At 64.5% G+C, this 18,580-nt stretch carries 12 protein-coding genes; 6 read left to right on the top strand and 6 right to left on the bottom strand.

All coding sequences use genetic code 11. From position 1 onward, the window contains the following. Positions 1-97: 97 nt before the first annotated feature. Complete coding sequence (locus tag AC07VH_RS28450; RefSeq protein WP_475416302.1) at positions 98-1,180, bottom strand: DUF475 domain-containing protein; 1,083 nt, start codon at positions 1,178-1,180, stop codon at positions 98-100. Between the two features lie 248 nt (positions 1,181-1,428). Between AC07VH_RS28450 and AC07VH_RS28455 the strand changes: the two genes are divergently transcribed. From AC07VH_RS28455 to AC07VH_RS28480, 6 genes are all read left to right on the top strand, one after another. After that, positions 1,429-1,854 carry a divergent PAP2 family protein gene (locus AC07VH_RS28455; RefSeq protein ID WP_475416303.1) on the top strand — a complete coding sequence of 142 codons (426 nt, stop codon included), beginning with the start codon at positions 1,429-1,431 and terminating at the stop codon, positions 1,852-1,854. 240 nt (positions 1,855-2,094) lie between these two features. Then, the gene (locus tag AC07VH_RS28460) at positions 2,095-3,267 is read left to right on the top strand and encodes an efflux RND transporter periplasmic adaptor subunit (RefSeq protein ID WP_475416304.1); all 1,173 of its coding nucleotides are present in this window, start codon (positions 2,095-2,097) and stop codon (positions 3,265-3,267) included. Between the two features lie 3 nt (positions 3,268-3,270). After that, positions 3,271-6,492, top strand: coding sequence for an efflux RND transporter permease subunit (locus tag AC07VH_RS28465; RefSeq protein WP_494789344.1), 3,222 nt, complete (start codon positions 3,271-3,273; stop codon positions 6,490-6,492). A gap of 182 nt (positions 6,493-6,674) precedes the next feature. After that, a complete protein-coding gene (locus AC07VH_RS28470) occupies positions 6,675-8,153 on the top strand; it encodes an efflux transporter outer membrane subunit (RefSeq protein WP_494789345.1) in 1,479 nt (492 codons plus the stop codon). 73 nt (positions 8,154-8,226) lie between these two features. Then, positions 8,227-9,405: an efflux RND transporter periplasmic adaptor subunit gene (locus tag AC07VH_RS28475; protein WP_494789346.1), complete on the top strand. Its 1,179-nt coding sequence runs from the start codon at positions 8,227-8,229 to the stop codon at positions 9,403-9,405. 9 nt (positions 9,406-9,414) lie between these two features. Next, positions 9,415-12,474, top strand: coding sequence for an efflux RND transporter permease subunit (locus tag AC07VH_RS28480; RefSeq protein ID WP_494789347.1), 3,060 nt, complete (start codon positions 9,415-9,417; stop codon positions 12,472-12,474). Between the two features lie 122 nt (positions 12,475-12,596). Here AC07VH_RS28480 and AC07VH_RS28485 read toward each other — a convergent pair whose 3' ends face one another. The 5 genes from AC07VH_RS28485 to AC07VH_RS28505 all read right to left on the bottom strand — a co-directional run bounded on the left by AC07VH_RS28485 (position 12,597) and on the right by AC07VH_RS28505 (position 18,430). Then, positions 12,597-12,932: a hypothetical protein gene (locus tag AC07VH_RS28485; protein WP_489628372.1), complete on the bottom strand. Its 336-nt coding sequence runs from the start codon at positions 12,930-12,932 to the stop codon at positions 12,597-12,599. A 259-nt stretch (positions 12,933-13,191) separates the two neighbouring features. After that, positions 13,192-14,115 (bottom strand): SAM hydrolase/SAM-dependent halogenase family protein, encoded by a 924-nt coding sequence (locus AC07VH_RS28490; protein ID WP_489628371.1) that lies wholly within the window; start codon positions 14,113-14,115, stop codon positions 13,192-13,194. 18 nt (positions 14,116-14,133) lie between these two features. Beyond that, positions 14,134-16,638, bottom strand: a complete 2,505-nt coding sequence (locus AC07VH_RS28495) for a TonB-dependent receptor plug domain-containing protein (protein ID WP_494789348.1) — start codon at positions 16,636-16,638, stop codon at positions 14,134-14,136. 131 nt (positions 16,639-16,769) lie between these two features. Further along, positions 16,770-17,648, bottom strand: coding sequence for an NAD(P)H-hydrate dehydratase (locus tag AC07VH_RS28500; RefSeq protein WP_494789349.1), 879 nt, complete (start codon positions 17,646-17,648; stop codon positions 16,770-16,772). Between the two features lie 17 nt (positions 17,649-17,665). After that, positions 17,666-18,430 (bottom strand): histidine phosphatase family protein, encoded by a 765-nt coding sequence (locus AC07VH_RS28505; protein ID WP_494789350.1) that lies wholly within the window; start codon positions 18,428-18,430, stop codon positions 17,666-17,668. Between the last annotated feature and the right edge of the window lie 150 nt (positions 18,431-18,580).

Below are 18,580 nucleotides of genomic sequence, written 5' to 3' on the forward strand. Positions count from 1 at the left end.
GTGCTCCTTTTCAGTAAATAACTCAAACATGCCTTCATGGGATGAGCGCCAGGCGCTCGTGCCATTACTCTCACAATTGGGGGCGGAACCCCCGATTTCAAGCTTGCGCCGCGTGCCGTTTGCGATAGCGCAGGGACGACCACAGCGAGACCAGGATGAAGGCCACGCCCGACAGGCCCGTGAACCACTCCGGAATATGGTACTTGACGGACGCCAGCATGATCAAGGCGAGGATGCCGATCGCATAATGGGCGCCATGCTCGAGGTAGACGAATTCGTCCAGGGTGCCCTTGTGCACCAGGTACACCGTCATCGAGCGCACGAACATGGCGCCGATGGCCAGGCCCAGCATGATGATGACGACGTCGTTGGTGATGGCAAAGGCGCCGATCACGCCGTCAAAGCTGAACGAGGCGTCCAGCACTTCCAGGTACAGGAAGCCGCCGATACTGCCGCGCGCCACCGTTTTTACCAGGTCGCCATTGCCGTTCTTGGCTGGCGCGGCGCCTTCCTCCTCGTCATCCTGCAAGTCCGGCTCGCCTTCTTCCAGCAAGCCGCTGATCCAGTTCACGCCGATGTAGACGGCGATGCCGACGATGCCCGACGCGAGCACGCTGTATTTGGCTTCGGCAGGACCCATCGCCACGCAGGCGGCCACGGCGCCCATGGTGATCAGGACGGCCAGGCTTTCCGTGCCCAGCGCATTGACTTTTTCCTCGGCCCAGCCCAGCCAGTGCAATTCCTTCTCGTCGTCGAACAGGAAGTTCAGGAACACCAGCAGCAGGAAGGCGCCGCCGAAGGCCGCCACTTGCGCATGGTTGTCCGTCAGGTGCTTGGCATACACGTCCGGCGTCGTGGTGGCCATGGTCCACACGTCGACCAGGCCCAGGCCCGTGGCGACGGAAACGATGACCAGCGGGAACAGCAGCCGCATGCCGAAGACGGCCACGAGGATACCGACCGTGAGGAACAGTTTTTGCCAGAATTCATTCCAGTGGCGCAAGACCGAGGCATTCACCACGGCATTGTCGAACGACAGCGACACTTCCATGATGCCCAGCACGCCCGTGATCCACAGGGCATTGATCAGGCCGGGCATGCCGCCATGGCTGTAGCCCCACCAGCCCGACACTGCCATCAGGATAAAAGTGACTAAAAAGGAAATTCTGAAATGCCGCATGAGTACCCCGTTGCAAGTGAAAGACGTTTGATTATCCGCGCCGCTGTGCGCGCCGCACTCAGTGTTGATATACGTCAATTGTTGTATATGCCATGATTTTATATTAGTTGCCGCCCGGGGCGGCGTTTTATAGACCGGCGACAGACAGTTCTGCTGGCGCGGACGATCTGCGATAATTGCGGCGCGCCCATCCGGCTGCCGCAGTCTCTTGCACACTCTCGACATATATATATAAGAAGGAATACCCCGTGGATATCGCTTACCTCGTCACGCCCCTGATCACCTGGATCCTGGTCGGACCGATCAAATTCCTGATCAACAGTGTCCGCACGCGGCAATGGGCGTTCGGCCTGGTCGGCAATGGCGGCTTTCCCAGCAACCATAGCGCCGTCGTGTCCAGCATGGCTACCCTGATCGCCTTGCGCGAAGGCATAGGCCATCCCGCCTTCGGCGTGGCCGTGACCCTGGCTTTCATCGTCATCATCGACGCCAACAGCCTGCGCCAGCACGTGGGCAAGCAGGCGGCCGCCATCAACCGCCTGGCGGGGGAGGCGGCCAGCGCCGCGCACAAGACCTTGCGCGAGCGCATGGGCCATACCCTGGTGGAAATCGCCGGCGGCCTGTGCACGGGCGTGGCGATCGGTTTCCTGATCAACTACGTGTTTGCCCGCTAAGCGTTGTTCCCCCTGAAACGCAAAACCCCGCTTCAAGGCGGGGTTTTGCGTTTCAGGGCGTAAAAACTACGTTTCATCCATTCAATAAAGCATTACAGGAAACCGCCGATTGACATGCCCGGATGCGCTCATGGATACTTTGGCGCTTGTGGTTTTAATAAAAATAAATGCCTGCCATCGCCTGCGGTCCTATCCGGGCCGCCGGGACGGTCGCGGCGCTATCTATCCGGAGAAATACCCATGTTGCGCAAAACCCTGTTTGTTCTGGCAATCGCTTCTGCCCTGGCCGCCTGCGGCAAAGAGTCCAAAGATCCCGGCAAGGGCGGCAAGAATGCCAAGGAACAGGCCAGCGCTAGCGTCAATCTGCTGGTGTCCCCGGAAGACCTGCTGACCATCCAGAGCAATGCGCTGGCGTCGGGTCCCGTGATCACCGGTTCCGTGCAGCCCGAGCGCAACGCGGACTTGCGTGCCGAAGTGTCGGCCGTGGTGATCCAGGTACTGAAGGAAAACGGCGAAATCGTCAAACGGGGCGACGTGCTGGTGCGCCTGGACGAAACGGCCATCCGCGACAGCCTCAATTCGGCCGAGGAAGCCAGCCGCGCCTCGAGCCAGGTGCTGGAGCAGTCCGAACGCATGTTCCAGCGCATGAAAACCCTGCGCGCCTCGGGCATGACGTCGACGCAGGCGCTGGAAGACGCGGAAATCCGCCGCAACAATGCGCAAAGCGATCTGTCCGCCGCGAAGAGCCGCGCCGCCCAGGCGCGCCAGCAGCTGCAGCGCACCCTCGTGCGCGCGCCGTTCGACGGCATCGTGAGCGAGCGCAAGGTATCGAATGGCGATACGGCGCAAATCGGCAAGGAATTGATCAAGGTCATCGATCCGACCAGTATGCGCCTGGAAGGCCTGGTGTCGGCCGACAAGATCGGCGTCGTCAAGGTGGGCCAGCCCGTGCTGTTCCGCATCAATGGCTATCCCGGCCAGGATTTCGCGGGCAAGGTGCGCCGCGTCGATCCTGCTGCCAACGCCGTCACGCGCCAGGTGGCCGTGCTCGTCGATTTCAATGACAAGGAACAGCCGCGCGTGGCCGGCCTGTACGCGGAAGGGCGCATCGAGACGGCAACCGTCAGCGCGCTGATGATACCCGACTCGGCTCTGGTGAAGGCGGGCGACGTCACGTACACGTGGAAAGTCAAGGACAAGGCCTTGCATAAAGCCACGTTGCGCATCGGCGCGCGCGACGTGCGCACGGGCCAGTGGGAAGTGCAAAGCGGCCTGGCCAGCGGCGACACCGTGCTGCGCACGCCCGGTTCGACCTTCAAGGATGGGCAGAAAGTGGAATTGACGGCTGCCAAGGCCGTCCCCGCCGCCGCCGTGGCCAGCAGCAGCGCCGCCGTTGCCGGTAAAGGAAACTAAGCCATGTTCCTTTCCGATTTCAGTATCAAGCGGCCCACGGCCACCATCGTCCTGATCCTGGCGATGATGTGCGTCGGTTTGCTGGCGCTCAAGAAACTGCGCGTCAATCAGAATCCGGACGTCGAAGTGCCGTTCATCGTCGTCAGCATTCCCTACCCTGGCGCCTCGCCCGATACGGTCGAGCGCGAAGTGGTGAACCGCCTGGAAAAATCCTTGCAAAGCATTTCCGGCGTGACCGAAGTCAATAGCAGTTCCAACGAAGGCTCGGCCAGCATCTTCATTCAGTTTTCCTTCAAGACGAACCTGATCGAAGCGTCCGACGATATCCGCAACGCGATTGCCGCCGTGCGCTACAAGCTGCCGACGGAAATGCGCGAACCGATATTGCAGCGCATCGACCCGTCGGCCGAGCCGATCATGCAGCTGGCGCTGTCGTCGAGCGCGCAAAGCCATGCGGAAATCTCGCGCCTGGCCGAGGACGTGCTGTCGGACCGCTTCCGCGCCGTCGACGGCGTGGCGCTGGTGAACGTGGGCGGTTCGCTGAAACGCGAACTGTCCGTGCTGCTGCGCGCGGAAAAACTGCGTGAATATAATGTTTCCGTCAGCGACGTCGTCACCGCCCTGCGCAACCAGAATACCAATGCGCCGGTGGGCAAGGTGCGCGGTACCCTGGACGAGAAAAGCATCCGGCTGGTCGGCCGCATCGAGTCGCCGAGCGATTTCGAGCAAGTGGTGATCAAGCGCCGCGGCGAGGAAATCGTGCGTCTGGCGCAAGTGGCGACGATCGAGGATGGTTTTGCCGAGATCAACACCTTGAGCGTGCGCAGCGGCAAGCCCAACGTGGGCATCTCGATTACCCGCGTGCGCGACGCCTCCACCGTCAGCGTGGCCAACAAGATCCGCGACATGGTCGAGGAAATCAACAAGACCTTGCCGAAAGGCACGTTGTTGCAGGTGACGCGCGACGGCGGCGAAAACGCCCAGCATAGCCTGAACAACGTGATCGAATCGCTGGTGCTGGGCGCGGTGCTGACGATTTTCGTCGTCTACGCCTTCCTGAACTCGTGGCGCTCGACCCTGATCACGGCGCTCAGCCTGCCCACGTCCGTGATCGCCGCCTTCATTGCCGTGTGGCTGTGCGGCTTCACCCTGAACTTCATGACCTTGCTGGGCCTGTCCTTGGCCATTGGCGTGCTGATCGATGACGCCATCGTGGTGCGCGAAAACATCGTGCGCCACATGCAGATGGGCAAGGATCGCCGCACGGCGGCGCTGGAAGGCACGGCCGAGATCGGCATGGCCGTGGCCGCCACGACGTTTTCCATCATCGCCGTGTTCATCCCCGTGGCCTTCATGCCCGGTATCTCCGGTGAATGGTTCCGTCCGTTTGCCCTGACGGTGACGTGCTCGGTGCTGGTCAGCCTGGGCATCTCGTTTACGCTCGACCCGATGCTGTCGGCCTACTGGGGCGACCCGGTCGAGGAACATGCGGCGCCGAAAAAAGGCATCGGCCGCATGCTGGAGAAATTCAATCACTGGTTCGACCACCAGGCCGACCGCTACGGCAACGTCATCGCCTGGGCCCTGCATCACCGCCGCTGGATGGCCGTGATCGCTTTCGGCAGCCTGGTGGGCGCCATCGCCCTGCACGCCACGCACGGCGGCACGAGTTTCCTGCCAGCATCCGACTCGGGCAATCTGATGATCAATGTGCGCACGCCATCGTCGAGCAGCATCGAATATTCGCGTTTGAAACTGGAAGCGGCGGCCGTGCTGGCGCGTACCTTGCCTGAAACCAAGGATACCAACAGCTCCGTCAACGCAAACGGCGGGCGCGTGTATGTCGATATCGGCAAGCGCAACACCCGCAAGCGTTCGGCCAAGGAAATCGCGGTCGAGCTGCGCGAAAAGATGTCGCGCCTGGTGGGCGCCGAATACGTGGTGCAGGATGACTTGAGCAACGGTTCGCAAAAGCCCATCCAGGTGGAGTTCACGGGTCCCGATTCGCGTAAACTCATGGAAATTACCAACGCCTACATGGACAAGCTGCGCGCCATTCCCGGCGCCGTCGATGTGGGCTTGTCGGAGCAGGACCCGAAGAACGAGCTGCAGATCGAGCTCAACCGTGGTCTGGCCAATTCCATGGGCATTTCGGTCAATGACGCGGCGCAATCGCTGCGCGTGGCGTTTGCCGGCGTGGAAGTGGGCGACTGGGTCGATCCGACGGGCGAGACGCGCGACGTGGCCGTGCGCCTGCACCCCGACGACCGCGTGGCATCGGAAAACATCGAGCGCCTGCCGATCAGCGTGACGGGCACGTCGCAAATGGTGCCGCTCGACCAGATCGCCACCATTACCATGGGCAAGGGTCCGTCCGGCATCGAGCACAAGAATGGCAAGCGCACGATCACCGTGTCGGCCAATGCGCAGGGCCGTTCGAACGGCGAAGTGACGAGTGACGCCATGAAGCTGGCCAACTCCATCGACTTCCCGCCCGGCTACGGCCTGGCGTTGGGCGGCGCGGGCCAGGACCAGCAGGAGCTGTTCACGGAAATGCTGATCGCGCTGGTGATGGGTATCGGCCTGATGTATTTGATCCTGGTGATGCAGTTCGGTTCCTTCACGGCGCCGGTGGCCGTGATGATGTCCTTGCCGCTCAGTCTGATCGGCGTGGTGGTGGCGCTGGTGATCACCAACAATACCCTCAACCTGATGAGCTTTATCGGCATCATCATGCTGATGGGCCTGGTCGCCAAGAACGCCATCCTGCTGCTCGACGCGGCGCGCAAGCGCGAGGAAGAAGGCCATGGCCGCGAAGACGCGCTGATGTATGCGGGCCGCATGCGCCTGCGCCCCATCCTGATGACGACGTTCGCGCTGATCGCCGGCATGTTCCCCGTGGCGCTGGGCCTGGGCGAGGGTGGCGAGTTCTACCGTCCATTGGCGATCGCCATCATCGGCGGCACCATCACCTCGACGATTCTGACCCTGCTGGTCGTGCCGACCTTCTATGACAGCATCGAGATCGCCCGCGATGGCGCCGTGGCCAAGTTCCACCGCCGCGCCGCGCGTATGCCCGTGGCCGTGGCCATGATACTGACCTTGCTCGAATGCGTGCTGACCCTGCTGCTGGTGCGCTTCGTCTACCGCATGCTGAAGAAGGCCGTGCTGTTCCTGATGGGCCGCCGCGCGCCGAAGACAGCGTCGGTCAGCCTGCAAAAGTAAGTCAGGCAGCCTCGGCTGCGCAATCCTTGTGCCAGGTCAAAGAGCCTTCTTCGGAAGGCTCTTTTTACGTCTGGTGCTCTACAATCGTAGGACGGGCGGGCGAGTTCGCCAGCCTGGTATCGCGGTACTTTTGCGATATTTTTCAACGGTAATGTGGCACGGCAACGTAACGGACCAGCACCATGTTCTCCAGCCTTCGGCAGCCCATACTCGGCATCCTCACGGCATGCCTGCTGGCCGCTTGCGCCGTCGGGCCGGACTTCCGGCCTCCCGCCGCCCCCGGCGGCGACCGCTACACGCCGGCGCCATTGCCGGCGCACACCGTGGCCGCGCCCGGTCCCGCTGGCCAGGCGCAGCGTTTCGTGCCGGGCCAGGACATTCCCGCGCAATGGTGGTCGCTGTTCCAGTCGCCGGCGCTGGACCAGCTCGTGCGCGGCGCCCTCGCGCGCAGTCCCGGCCTGGCGTCGGCCCAGGCGGCCCTGCGCCAGGCCGATGAAAACTACCGCGCCCTGTCCGGCCGCCTGCTGTATCCCGAGGTGGGCGCCCAGCTGGGCGTCAGCCGCGAGAAAAACAGCAACCTGGAGGGCGTGGGCGGCGTCCTGAATTTGTACAATGGCTCGGTGAATGTGTCGTATGCGCTGGATGTGTTTGGTGGCAACAAGCGCCAGCTGGAGGGCTTGCAAGCCCTGGTCGACTATCGGCAGTATCAGCTGGAAGCCGTGTACCTGACCCTGACGGCCAACCTGGTGACGACGGCCATCCGCGAAGCATCGTTGCGCGCCCAGCTGCAGGCCACCGGCGAGATACTCGATGCGCAGCAGAAACAGCTGGACCTGATCGAGCAGCAATTGCGCTTCGGCGCCATCGGCCGCGCCACGGTGCTGGTCCAGCGCAACACGGTGGCGCAGACGCGCGCCAGCGTGCCGCCGCTGGAAAAGGCCCTGGCCCTGACGCGCCACCAGCTGTCCGTGTATGCGGGCCGCTTGCCCAGCGAGCCCGGCATGCCCGAATTCGACCTGGCGTCGCTGCGCCTGCCGCAGGACTTGCCCGTTTCCCTGCCATCGGCCCTGGTGCGCCAGCGCCCCGACATCCGCGCCAGCGAAGCGCTGCTGCAGCAGGCCAGCGCGCAGATCGGCGTCGCCACGGCAGCCATGTATCCCCAATTTACCTTGACGGGCAACGTCGGCGCGCTGGCCACCAGCGTTCCCGCGCTGCTGCATGCCGGTTCTGCCGTGTGGGGCGTGGCGGCCGGGCTGGCCCAGCCCATTTTCAATGGCGGCGCGCTGCGCGCCGGGCGGCGTGCCGCCGTCGCCGCCTACGAGGGCGCGGCGGCCGATTACCGCGCCACCGTGCTGGGCGCTTTCCAGAATGTGGCGGACAGCCTGCGCGCCCTCGAAGCCGATGCGGCCGCCTTGCAGCAGCAAGCCGAGGTGGCGGCCATGGCCAGCGAATCGCTGGCGCTGAGTACGCAGCAATTCAAGCTGGGCGCCATCAGCTACCTGAGCCTGCTGGACGCCCAGCGCACTTACCAGCAGGCCAGGGTGGGCCTGGTACAGGCGCAGGCGGCCCGCTATGCCGATAGCGCCGCGCTGTTTCAGGCGCTGGGCGGCGGCTGGTGGAACCGTCCCGCACTGCAGGCCGTTTCCACGGCAGCGGACTGACGGGCCGGCACGGCAAGGCCTGGCAATACGGCACGCGCAATGGCAGCGGGACGCAATGACAAGGAGCGCATCCATGACGAAACGCACGAAACGCATGCTCATCATGCTGGGGGCGGTGGTGCTGTTGATTGCCCTGCTGGCGCTGGGATTTTTCCTGCACATCCGCCAGCTCATGGCCAGTTCCCCCAAGCCCACGCCGCAGACGGTATCGGCGACCATCATCCGCAAGGCCGAGTGGCAGCCGCACCTGGCGTCCGTGGGCACCCTGGTGGCCGTGCGCGGCGTCGACGTGACGAGCGAAATCGCCGGCCTCGTCAGGTCCATCCATTTCAAGTCCGGCCAGGAAGTGACGGCGGGGCAACTGTTGCTGCAGCTGAACGCCGATGCCGACCTGGCGCAGCTGCGCGCCCTGGAGGCGGCCGCCGAACTGGCCGCGTCCGTGCTGGCGCGCGACCGCCAGCAATTTGCCGTGCAGGCGATCAGCCAGGCGCAGGTCGACAACGATGTGGCCGACCTGAAAAGCCGCAAGGCGCTGGCGGCCCAGCAGGCGGCGCTGGTGGAGAAGAAGACCATCCGCGCGCCGTTTGCGGGAAAACTCGGCATCACCACCGTCAATCCGGGCCAGTACTTGAATCCCGGCGACAAGATCGTCACCTTGCAAACCATCGATCCCATCTATGTCGACTTCTATATTCCGCAAAAGCAGCTGGGCGGCCTGCAGGTGGGCCAGGTACTGAACCTGTCCAGCGATGCGCATGCGAACACGGTGTTTGCGGGCAAGATCAGCGCCATCAGTTCCAAGGTCGACCCCGCCACGCGCAATGTGCAGGTGGAAGCCACGGTGGCCAATCCCAAACGCCAGCTGTTGCCGGGCATGTTTGCCAACGTCCATGTGGAAGTGGGGGGGAAGAAGCAGTACCTGACCTTGCCGCAGACGGCGATCACCTACAACCCGTATGGTTCCACCGTCTTCGTCGTGCAGCCGGCCCCGGTCCCGGCGCCCAGGGACGCCGCGCCGGGCGGCGCCGCTCCCGCCGCCCCACCGCCGAAGACGGGCGACCTGGTGGTGCGGCAGGTGTTTGTCACGACGGGCGAGACGCGCGGCGACCAGGTGGCCGTGCTGACCGGGCTCACCGAGGGGCAGCAAGTCGTCACCAGCGGGCAGATCAAGCTCAAGAACGGTAGTCCCGTGGTGATCAGCAACGTCGTCGAGCCGCGCAACAATCCGCGGCCCACGCCGCAGGAACACTGAGGCGCCGCCATGAACTTCACCGATCTCTTTATCCGCCGGCCCGTGCTGGCCATGGTGGTGAGCCTGCTGCTGGTGGTGCTGGGCTTGCGCTCCCTGTTCAGCTTGCCCATCAACCAGTATCCGAAGACGCAGAACGCCGTCGTGACGATCTCCACCACCTATTACGGCGCCGACGCGCAGACGGTGGCCGGTTTCATTACGCAGCCACTGGAATCGGCCATTGCCCAGGCGCAGGGCATCGATTACCTGTCTTCGTCCAGCAGCAGCGGCGTGTCGACCATCACGGCCACCTTGCGCCTCAATTACGACGCGAACCGGGCTTTGACGGAAATCAACACCCAGGTCAGTTCCGTGAAGAACCAGTTACCGGCCCAGGCGCAAACGCCCGTGCTGACGGTGCAGATGGGGCAGACGACGGACGCCATGTACCTGGGCTTTTACAGTAATACCTTGCCGACGAATAATGTGACGGATTACCTGAGCCGCGTCGTCAAGCCCAAGCTCGACTCCGTCAGCGGCGTGCAGACGGCGGAACTGCTGGGCGCGCGCCAGTTCGCCCTGCGTGCCTGGCTGGACGCGGACAGGATGGCCGCGTTCGGCGTGACGGCGGCCGAGGTCAGTACGGCCCTGGGCAATAACAATTACCTGGCCGCGCTGGGGGCCAGCAAGGGCCAGATGGTGACCGTCCCCCTGACGGCCGGCACGGACCTGCATTCGGTCGAGGAATTCAGGAAGCTCGTCGTCAAGCGCAGCGGCGACTCCATCGTGCGGCTGGAAGACCTGGCCACCGTCGTGCTGGGTTCTGAAAACTATGATTTCAACGTGGCCTTCAGCGGCGTGCGCTCCGTCTTCATCGGCATCAAGGTGGCGCCGGAAGCCAATATCCTCGACGTGGCCAAGCGCGTGCGCGCCGTCTTCCCCGGCATCCAGTCCCAGCTGCCGGCCGGGCTGACGGGCGAAATCGTGTACGACTCGACCTTCTTCATCAATACCTCGATCAAGGAAGTCATCAAGACCCTGGCCGAGGCGCTGCTGATCGTCACCATCGTCATCTATCTGTTCCTGGGCAGCCTGCGGGCCGTGATCGTGCCCGTGATCGCCATGCCGCTGTCCCTGATCGGCACGTTTACGGCCATGCTGGCGCTCGGCTATTCCATCAACTTGCTGACCTTGCTGGCCATCGTGCTGGCCATCGGCCTGGTGGTCGACGACGCCATCATCGTGGTGGAAAACGTGGACCGCCACATGAAGCAGGGCCAGCCGCCGCTGGAAGCCAGCCTGCTGGCGGCGCGCGAACTGGGCAGCCCGATTCTGGCCATGACGGTGGTGCTCATCGCCGTGTACGTGCCCATCGGTTTCCAGGGCGGCCTGACGGGGGCGCTGTTCACGGAATTCGCCTTCACCCTGGCCGGCGCCGTGGCCGTGTCGGGCGTGGTGGCCCTGACCCTGTCGCCCATGATGTGTTCACGCTTTTTCCGTCCGGAACAGGACAGCGGCCGCTTCGTGCAAGCCATCGACCGCGTCTTCGGCAAGGTGCACGACACGTATCAACGCCTGCTGCATGCGCTGCTCGACACCTGGGTGGTGCTCATCGTCATGGCGGCGCTATTGATGGTGGTGCTGGGGCTGATGTTCAAGATGTCGCAGTCCGAGCTGGCGCCCGAGGAAGACCAGGGCGTCGTGCTGTCGCAGGTGGTGGGCGACCCGACGGCCACGTCGGACCAGATGCAAGTGTATGCGGAGCAAATCTACCAGGTGGCCAAGGCCATGCCCGAATACAGCCAGATGTTCCAGATCACGGGCGTGCCGACGGTCAACTCGGGTTTTGGCGGCATGCTGATGACGCCCTGGGACCAGCGCACGCGCAGCGCCCAGGAAGTGCAGCAAGACTTGCAGGCGGGCTGGAACAAGATCGCCGGCGCGCGCGTGGCCGCCTTCCAGTTTCCCGCCTTGCCCGGTTCCTCTGGCTTGCCCGTGCAATTCGTCATCGCTACCACGGAACCGTTTGAAAACCTCGATGCCATCGCGCAGCAGGTGCTGGAGAAGGCGCGCGCATCGGGCAAGTTCTATTTCATCGATACGGACTTGAAAATCGACAAGCCGCAAGCCACCGTGGCGGTCGACCGCGACAGCGTCGCCGCGCTGGGCATGACGCAGCAGGATGTGGGGCAGGCGCTGGGCGCGGCCTTGGGCGGCGGTTACGTCAATTACTTTTCCATCACCGGGCGTTCGTATAAAGTGATCCCGCAGGTGCTGCAGGTCGACCGCCTCAATCCGTCGGCCGTGCTGGATTTCCATATCAAGACGCCCAACGGCACGATGATACCGGCCAGTACCGTCGCGCATATCCAGTACGATGTCGTGCCCGAGTCGATCAACCGCTTCCAGCAGCTCAATTCCGTGACGCTTTCCGGCGTGTCCGGCGCCTCGCAGGGCGAGGTGCTGGGCTTCATGCGCGAGACGCTGGCCCAGGTGGCGCCCAGCGGCTACACGGCCGATTACGCGGGGCAGTCGCGCCAGTTCGTGCAGGAATCGGGCGGCTTCATCGTCACCATGCTGTTTGCCGTGGTGATCGTCTTCCTGGCGCTGGCGGCGCAGTTCGAGAGCTTCCGCGACCCCGTCGTGATCCTCGTTTCCGTGCCGCTGGCCCTGTTTGGCGCGACCATGTTCATCTTCCTCGGCTTTGCATCGGTCAATATCTACACGGAGGTGGGCCTGGTGACCCTGATGGGATTGATCAGCAAGCATGGCATCCTGATCGTGGAAGTGGCCAATCAGCTGCAAAAGACGGGCAAGAGCAAGCGCGAGGCGGTGGAAGAGGCCGCCGCCGTGCGCCTGCGTCCCATCCTGATGACGACGGCGGCCATGGTGTTTGGCGTGCTGCCGCTGGTGATCGCTTCGGGCGCGGGCGCTGCCGGGCGTCATGCGATGGGGTTGGTGATTTTTACGGGCCTGTCCATCGGCACCTTGTTTACCCTGTTCGTGGTGCCTGCCATGTATCTGTTCCTGGCGGCGGATCACCAGGCGCTGAGCGCCCGGGCGGCTGGCAAGGCGGTGCCGGCCCACTGACGCGCCGTGGCAGGGAGAATTGATGTGATGTGATGTGCAAGAAAAAGAGCCTTCGTCGGAAGGCTCTTTTTTGCGTATTGTGCTGAAGGCTTGCAGCCAGGTCGACCGCCGGGACGCGGTTGTTAGCTGCTGCGCGGCGGTGGCGTGGTGCCTGTCCCCGTTCCGGTTCCGGTACCCGGCGTGGTGCCATTGGCAGGCGGGGTGGTGGCCGGCGGCGTGGTCGTGCCGTCGGGATTGGTGGTCGTGCCCGGTGCTACGGATGGCGTGGTGGGCGTGGTGGTGTCCGGCGTGGTGGTGCCGCTGGTGCCCGAGGTGCCGCTGCCGCCCGTGCCGGGTGTGGCGGCCGGCGTGGCCGGGGCGGTGGTGGTCTCGTTGTGCTTGTTGCAGCCGCCCAGCAGCGCGCACACGATGGCGGTGCCGAGGACAAGCTTGCTGGTGCTAAGGAATGGAGCCGTCATGATTGTTCCTTTCTCGTTGGAAAGCTGTCGTGGGTAGTCATACCTCGCCAGTTGCCTGCCACGGTGCGGGCAGGCCGTCGTAGCAAGGCTGGCATCGCTTGCAAAAATTAGAGTGGGCAGGCGCGCGCAGGTTCACGGGATTTACAAATCAGTGGCCATCGGCAGCAGGATCGGCGATCCGTTTTGATATGGCGCAAACGCGCCACGTGAACGAGAAAGAAAGGGCCAGGACAGGACGTCCCGGCCGCGGGCAAGGGCCTTATTTGGCGGCAGGGACCTTGCTCACTTCCACTTCCCAATCCACGCCCGACGCGACGTGGTGTTTGGCGGCAAAGTCGCCCTGGCTGATGGCCACGGCCACGTCGAGCAGGCTGTTCAGGTAGACCAGCGGCTTGCCCTTGGCGACGCCGCCAAACGTGTGTTCGAACGGCGCCGTGACCTTGGCCACTTGCTTACCCTTGTGCAAGATGCGCACTTGCAGCGGATCGTGCAGTTTCACCTGCAATTCGTCGAGCAGGGACTTCGGGATATTCGTCCAGACATTGCCATATTTCACATCGAGCACGGGCACGATGCCACGGATGGTATTGCCGTCGCGCACAGGTTTTTGGTACGCGATCTTGACCACGGATTCGCTGGGCAATGGCGGGCCCACCTGTTCGTACGTGATGGCGCCCGACGCCAGGCGCGCGCCCACGTAGGCGTACACGTCGCGGCCATGGAAGGTGTACGACTCGGCGGAGCCCGCCAGGCGGTTGACCTGTTCATCGATTTCGCGCAGTTCCGCCACGCCGTCGCGCTCGGCGATCAGGGTGAACAGGCCGTTGTCCGGGCCCACGAAGTAGCGTCCGCCCTTGGTTTTCAGCACCACCGACTTGCGCGCCGTGCCTACGCCCGGGTCGATGACGGAGACGAACACGGTGCCTTGCGGCCAGTAATTGGCCGTCTGGTACAAACGGTAGGCGCCCAGCCAGATGTCGTAGTCGGGAATCTGGTGCGTCAGGTCCGAGATGGTGAGCTGGGGATCGACACCATAGGCGACGCCATGCATGGCGGACACGGCGCCGTCGGCCGTGCCGAAGTCCGTCATCAGCACCAGCGGCGCGGCGGCCTGGGCGCTGGACAACAGGAGGGCGCTCAGGCAGGCACCGGCGACGAGGTGGGAGATTCGTTTGATGATCATGATTTATCCTTGTCCGTGTCAGAACGTGTAGCTTAATTTAGCGTAAAAGTAGGCGCCATTGACGCCGATGGGGTTGATGAAATTGTAGGGCAGGGCGCCGCCATATGTGGCGTTGTTCGTTTCCCGCACGCGCTGCGGATAGCGGTCGAGGATATTGTTGCCGCCCACGCTCAGGGTCAGCTGCTTGCTCAGTTTTAACTGCCCTTCCAGGTCCAGCGACCAGACGGCACCGAAGCGCTGCGCGGGGATGCCGTCGATCAAGGGCGCATCGCTGTCGTAGGAAAAATCTTTCAGCTCGCCAAAGCGCGTGGCGCGCGCCTGCACGCCCCAGTCGGCCGCCTGCCAGTCGGCACCGAGGATCAATTTGCTGGCGGGTGACGCATGTTTGATGCGGAACAAACTCGTCTCCGTCAGCAGGGTCAGACTGGGATCGATGGCGGCCAGCGCGGTGGAACTTTGGCGCACCTTGTCGAGACTGGTCTTGTTCAGGTTCAGGGCCGCATTCAGGTTCAGCTTGCCTGACGTGAAGGCCAAGTCGTGGTTCAGCACCACGTCCAGGCCTTTTGTCCGCGTGTCGAGCAGGTTGGCCAGGTAGGCCACGGACTGGATATCGCCGCGGCCATTCGCGGCCAGGTAGGCCGTGACGGCGTCGCTTTGCAAGTCGCTCGAGCGCGTGATGCGGTCGCGGATGCGGATCACGTAGGCGTCCACCGTCACGCTGGTGGCGGCGGCCGGTTTCCAGGCCAGGCCCAGGGACAGGTTGGTGGATTTTTCCGGCTTCAGCTGTTGCGCGCCGAAGCTGCGCGCCAGCGGGTCGCTGGCCGGCAGCAGGGCCGCCGTTTGCAGGGCCGTGCCATCGGCGTTGAAGTTCAAGGTGGCGAAGCGGAACCCCGTCTGCACGAGGGCGGGTGCGCGGAAGCTGTTCGACAGCGAGCCGCGCACGAGGAAATTCTCCGTCACTTTATAGCGCGTGGACAACTTGCCCGTGCTGGCGCTGCCGAAGTCGCTGTAGCGGGAATGGCGGGCAGCGGCGCCCACCAGCAGGCGCGGCGTGAGATCGCTTTCCACGTCCGCATACACGGAGCGGATTTGCCGGCTGCCGTCATAGGCGTCCGATGGGCGCAGTCCGGGACCGGCCTGGGCGCCCGGTGGCGCATCGGTGAAGCTGCCGGCCGCATACGAAGCGGCGTCGCCAGCCGAGCTTTGGTAGGTTTCGCGCATCCATTCGGCGCCCACGGCCACGCTCAATGGGGCGGGCAAGCCGATGTCGAGGCTGCGCGTGGCATCAAGGTTCAGGGCGTTCTGGCGGAAGTCGAAGCCGGCCAGCTTGAAACGCGTGGGGCTGGCCGCGCCCAGCGAGGCGTTGACGGAGTGGCTCACGCCGTAGTCAAAACGGTCGCTGCCATGGCGTGCGCTGGCATCCCAGTTCCACTCGCCCGCGCTGCCGCGCACGCCGGCCACGATGCTGAGGTCGCGCTTGTCGCCGTTGGTGACGGGGCGGTAGCCGTGCGGATACAGGGCCAGTACATTCGACGGGTCGCCCGGATAGCGGAAGTAGGCGCTGCCGTCGGACTTGCGTTCGTTGAGCGTGGCAAACGAGTACAGGTCCAGGCCGTTGGCCAGGGTGAGCTGGGTGTTGTAGAACAGGTAGTTGTTGCGCTGGCGCGAGTCGCCCGACTTGAACAGCACCTTGCCGTCGAGCGCCTGGTCGGCCGGCGTGAAGTTGTAGGACGTCCAGCCGGCGTCGCTGGGGCCGGCCCGCTCCGTGGGCGAGCGGCGCCGCGTTTCCGCGCCGAAGCGGAAGAATCCCGCCTCGCCCAGCGGCACGCCGTAGTCGGCGTTGACGATGACGGTCTGGCCATCCGTCAGGGTTTGATCGGTGGGGGCGAAATGCGTGTGGTTGGCGCCATAGCTGACGGAAGCGGCGCCGCCCGTGCGCGCCTTTTTCAGCACGATGTTGATGACGCCCGCCACAGCGTCGCTGCCGTACTGGGCGCCCGCGCCGTCGCGCAGGATTTCGATGTGGTCGATAGCGTTCGGCGCAATGGCGTTGATGTCGACCGGCACGGTGCCGGCAAAGCTGCTTTCCGTGTCCAGCACGGCGCTCGTGTGACGGCGCTTGCCGTTGATCAGCACCAGCACCTGGTCGGGCGCCAGGCCCCGCAACTGGATGCCGCGCACGGAGTCCGACGCGCCGCTCGATTCGATGCGGGGGAAGTTGATCGACGGCGACAGGTTTTGCAGGGCCGCGCCCACGTCGCCCGTCGACAGGGCATTGCTCACTTCGCGCGCGCCGAAGCGGTCGATGGGCACGCTGCTGTCGAATACGGTGCGGTTGCGCGCGCGCGAACCGACGACGGTGACCTGGTCGATGCTGGCGCTGGCTGGCGTTGCAGTACTCATGGCCGTGTCATCAGCCTGAACCCAGGCGGGCGCGGCGCCCAGCATGGCGCAGGCCAGCACGATGGCGCGCAGCGGCGTGGCGGGAAGGGAGGGCGAGGCGTATGAATGGCGCGGATGCAAGGCGGTGTCCTTTAAACTTAGTCATCTGGAAACAGTTGAATGAGCTTAAGGGAGACCGTTGCCCAGGCTAACGATTCTTTCTGGATATGCTTATGCTGTTGTTTCCATGCTGCGCCGCTCAGGGCGCCAGCTCAGGGCGTCAGATTACGCAGCAGGGCGGGGATCTCGGCGGGGATTTCGCGCGCCAGGTAGCCGAGCATGCCGCAGCGCAGGGCCAGCTGTTCGCCCGCCAGCGCATGCAGGGCGATGCCCCAGGCGCACGCCTGCTCCAACGGTGCGCCGCGCGCGGCCAGGCCCGTGATGATGCCGGCCAGGGTGTCGCCGGAACCGGAGATGGCCAGGCCGATATTGCCGCCCGCGTGCGTCCACGTGCTGCCATCGGGCATGGCGATGACGGTCAGCGCGCCTTTCAGGGCGACGATGGCATGCCAGCGCCGCGCCGCTTCCACGGCGCAGCCATGCGGGTCGGCCAGCACGGCATCCTTCGACAGGCCCATCAGCTGGGCCAGCTCGCCCGCGTGCGGCGTCAGCAGCGCGGGCTGGTCGAAGCGGAAGTTGGCGGGCTGGCGCACGACCTGCATGGCGCAGGCGTCGAGGATCAGCCGGCTGCCGGCAAACAGGGGCAGCAGGTGGCGCATCAGTTCGCAGCTGGCGGCCGTGTCGCACATGCCTGGCCCGACGAGCACGGCATCGACCTTGCCGGCCAGCGGCGCCAGCTGGTGCCGCGCTTCGTGGCGAAAGCCGCCCTGCACCGTTTCATCGAGGCCGATGACCCGCGCCTCGGGCATGGCGACGGCCACCTGCGCCGCCACCGACGCGCCCGTCGCCAGGGTCAGCTTGCCCGCGCCCGCGCGCAGGGCGGCCGTGGCCGCCAGCACGATGGCGCCCGGCATTTCCTCGGAGCCGGCGACGATCAGCAGGTGGCCGCGCACTTCCTTGTCGCCGTCGGGCTGGGGCATGGGCAGGGGCCAGGAGCGCAGCAGGGAAGGCGTGATGTCGATGGCGTCCATGGATGACCTCCGAAAGATCAGGATTTCGGCGCCGCCGGCATGTCGGGCTGGGCCGTGACGGGTGTGCCGGCCGCTTCCAGCGGCGCGACGAAGTTGCACAGGTCCAGCTGCAGCTTGCCGTGCCTGCCCAGGGCGGGGTTGAAGGCATACGAGGTGATGCCGCAGTTGGGCACGTCGGCCGCCTTGTCGATGGCCAGGATGGCTTGCTCGTCACAGCGCTCGAGCAGGTAGCGGAAGCAATTGACGATGACCTGGTGGCCGACGATCAGCACGCGTTCGCCCCGGTATTCGCGGGTGATGGTGTCGAGCACGCTGCGCAGGCGCAGGATGACGTCGCACCAGCTTTCGCCGCCCGGCGGGCGGAAATAGAACTTGCCCACGTGCTGGCGCTGTTCGTACAGTTCCGGATATTTGCTGGCGATGCCGTGCACGGTCAGGCGGTCGAGGATGCCGAATTCCTTTTCGCGCAGGCGCTCGTCGGCCACCACGGCGCTCAAGCTGTCCGCATCGATGCGCGCCAGCACGGCTTGCGCCGTCTGGTGGGCGCGCACATACGGCGAGTACAGCACGACGGTCGGTTGTTGTTCAGGGGGGAGGGTGGCGAACCAGTCGCCGAGGGCGTGCGCCTGGCGCGCGCCAAGCTCGGAGAGGGGGACATCGACATCGCGCTCGGCGATGGCGATTAATAACTGTTTTTCCGCTTCGGCGGCATCGCGCGCCACGTTGCCGGCGCTTTGGCCGTGACGCACGATCCAGATTTGCTGCGGCCATTTCTGCTCCATCGCCTCGCGCCTTCCTCCATATTGATTGCGATCCAATATAGACGAAAGCGGCAGGGCGCGGCGCGCCGCTGGTGTGGCTGGACGCGCTTAAGAACGCTTAACAAAACCGTAGCGAGCGGAAGCGAGGCTCGGCGCCCCCGTTGGCTTGAG

Source organism: Janthinobacterium sp. GW821-FHT03C10, assembly GCF_059420865.1.